Origin of the sequence: Nonomuraea turkmeniaca (assembly GCF_005889735.1) — a bacterium.
Lineage (GTDB): Bacteria > Actinomycetota > Actinomycetes > Streptosporangiales > Streptosporangiaceae > Nonomuraea > Nonomuraea turkmeniaca.
On the sequence record NZ_VCKY01000470.1, the window covers coordinates 1 to 2,796 of the forward strand.

The following is a 2,796-nucleotide window of genomic DNA, read 5'->3' on the forward strand; positions in this document are numbered from 1 at the left end:
ACCCCCTCCTCCCTCAACCGACCCGCCTCAACCGGCGCGCCTCCAACCGACCGCCTCAACCGACCCGCATCAACCAGCCCACCTCTCAACCGACCCGCCTCAATCGGCCCGCCTCTCAACCGTGCCACCTCAACGCGCGAACTCATCCCGTCCCGCCCCGCCTGAGCGACCCGGCCACCGCGCCCGCGTCCGCCCGATCCGCCACGGCCACGACCACGCTCCCCACGGCGAGCGCCACGACCGCGGCCAGCGTGGCAGCCCCAACGTTCGGCCACAGGCCCTGCGCTCCGAGCCGGCCCACCACGGCGGCCCCCGCCGCGTACCCCAGCAGCCCGCCGCCGACCGCCGCGCACAACGCCCTCGGCAGCCCGGCCACGGCCGCCCGCCCCCGGGCTCTCGCCACGGAGCCGAGCAGCAGCGCCCCGCTGGCGCTCATGCCCACGCTCATCCCCAGCGCCATCCCGCCGATCTTCCACCCCTCGGGCAGCAGCACCACAAAGACGGCCTGCGCGACCATCACGACCACCCAGCCCGCCACGGTCCCGGTGGCGGCCGCCCGGCCGCGCCCGGCCGCGTACAGCACCCTGCTCAAGTGCGCGACGAGCCCATAACCGATGAGCCCGGGCGCGAACAGCGCGATGGCACGCGCCAGCTCGGGCGCGGGCACGTCGCTCTTGACCCCCAGGAACACCACCGCCCCCGGCCCCGAGGCGGCGGCGAGCACACCGGCGGCCAGCCCGGATACCAGCACCACGGCCCGCGTGGTGCGCGCCGCGAGCGCCGAGAACCCCGCCGGCTCCCCGGCCTGCGCGGACAGCCGTGGAAACGCGCTGGTGGCGATGGGGACGGCCAGCACCGCGTACGGCACCAGATAGATCGCCCACGCGTAGTTGTATACGACGATGGCTCCGTTGCCGATGGCGTTGTTGGACAGCACCAGGACCACGATCATGGCCGCCTGCTGGGCGAGCAGCGCGGCGACGCCCGCCAGGGCCAGCCTGCGCACCTGTACGGCGACGCCGTCGGGAAACCGCAGGACCGGCCGCCACCGCAACCCCAGCCGAGCCGTGGGCCCGAGCACGGTCAGCACCAGGGACAGCACCCCCAGGCTGGTGCCCACGGACAGCGCCAGCTCGGCCGGCCCCGGCACCGCCGCGGGATCGCTGACTCCGCCGCTGAGCGGCACGAACAGCAGATACGCCACGATGACCACGATGCTGGACACCAGGGGCGCGACCGCGGGCCCGGCGAACCGCTTGTGCGACTGAAGCACGCCGTAGAGCACCACGGCGACCCCGTACAGGGGGATCTGGGGGGCGAAGACGACCAGCATGCGGGCGGCGACCTCGGTCACCGCGCCGACGTCGGCGCACCCGTCCAGGGCCGAGCCGAAGAACAAGCTGACGATCGGCCCGGCGAACAGCGCGGTGAGCACACCCAGCGGGACGAGTACCACGATCACCCACGTGAGCAGCGCCGAGCTGATCCAGCTCACCCGGGCGACGGCCTGATCGTCCGTGGACGTGTCCGCGCCACCGGTCCGGCCGACCGGCACGGGACCAGCCCCCGCCTCATCAGCCCGCGCCCGCCCGGCCAGCACCGGAACCACCATCCCCGCCAGCGCCCCGCCGACGACCACCTCGAACACGATGTTGGGGATCTGGTTGGCCGTCATGTAAGCCGTGGCCAGGCAGTTGGTCCCGACCGTCTGCGCGAAGGCATACTGCTTGGCGAAGCCGGTGATGCGGGCCAGCACGGTGATCGCCCCGATGAGCACGGCCCCACCGGCGATGCCTCGCGCCGTCACGACACCCACCCGGCCTCCTCGATCCGCGTCGAGCACCCGATCACGCGGACATCATCCTGGCAGGTCGAACCGACAATCGCGTCACACGGGGCCGACGGGCCGCCGGCCGAGCATGTCGATCCGGTTGAGCACGGGGTTTCCGGCGATGACCTTGGTGAAGCTGACCTTCTCCGCGGCGGCGGTCAGGGCCACGACGGTCCCCAGCAGCGCGTACCGGCCTGGCTTGCCGAGCTTGGTGACCGCGGCCAGCCCGAGCAGCGCGCCCAGGGCGTTGGCACCCGCGTCGCCGAGCATGGCGCGTTCGCCCAGGTCCTCCGGCAGCAGCGCCGCGGCGGCCCCGAGCGGCACGGCCGCCAAAGCGGCGGCGGGCGCGTTGCGGAAGAGCGCGGCGGCCAGCAGCGGGCCGCCGGTCAGCAGCCCGACCTTGATGGCGCGGCCGGGGCGCAGGTCGAAGAGGTTGGCGAGGTTCGCGGCGCCGGCGATGGCGGCGCCGTTGACCAGTGTGTCCACGGGTCCCTCGGACACGAGGGCGGCCGCGCCGAGCCCGGTGGCGCCGATGCCGAGGATCTTGACGGCGCCGCTGGTGACCTCGCCGCGGGCGAGCGCGGTCAGGTGCCCCTTGAAGCCCTTGGACGCCGTCGTGCCGTACAGGTCGTCGTACGCGCCGAGCGTGCCGCTGCCGACGCCCGCGACGAGGGCGGCCAGGCGGAGCCGGCCGGGAAGGCCGGGCGTGAGCGCGGTGGCCGCGCCGGCGCCGGCCACGAACGCGGGGCCTTCGAGCAGGGTGATGGGCTCACCGCGATGGTTCTTGCGCGTCCAGCGGCCGGTCAGGTCGGCCGGCCGGTTGCGGGTGAAGGCCGCGTAGGCGGCGCGGGCGGCCACGGCGCCGATCGCGGCGCCGGCGAGGGCGGAGAGCAGGCCACGGGCTCGGCTGGCTGGCATGTCAGCTCCCTGACTGGGTCGTCGTGGGGGTCGGGCTGGGGGACGTC

Annotated in this window: 2 protein-coding genes; both read right to left on the bottom strand. The window is 74.5% G+C overall.

The window, feature by feature from the left end:
* Positions 1–142: 142 nt before the first annotated feature.
* Positions 143–1,816: a murein biosynthesis integral membrane protein MurJ gene (murJ, locus tag ETD86_RS53690; protein WP_138674285.1), complete on the bottom strand. Its 1,674-nt coding sequence runs from the start codon at positions 1,814–1,816 to the stop codon at positions 143–145.
* Positions 1,817–1,888: 72 nt separating this feature from the next.
* Positions 1,889–2,749 carry a hypothetical protein gene (locus ETD86_RS53695; protein WP_138674286.1) on the bottom strand — a complete coding sequence of 287 codons (861 nt, stop codon included), beginning with the start codon at positions 2,747–2,749 and terminating at the stop codon, positions 1,889–1,891.
* Between the last annotated feature and the right edge of the window lie 47 nt (positions 2,750–2,796).

Excerpts from the sequence above, each read along its gene's own strand:
- ETD86_RS53695 (WP_138674286.1), bottom strand. The coding sequence starts at position 2,749 with ATGCCAGCCAGCCGAGCCCGTGGCCTGCTCTCCGCCCTCGCCGGCGCC.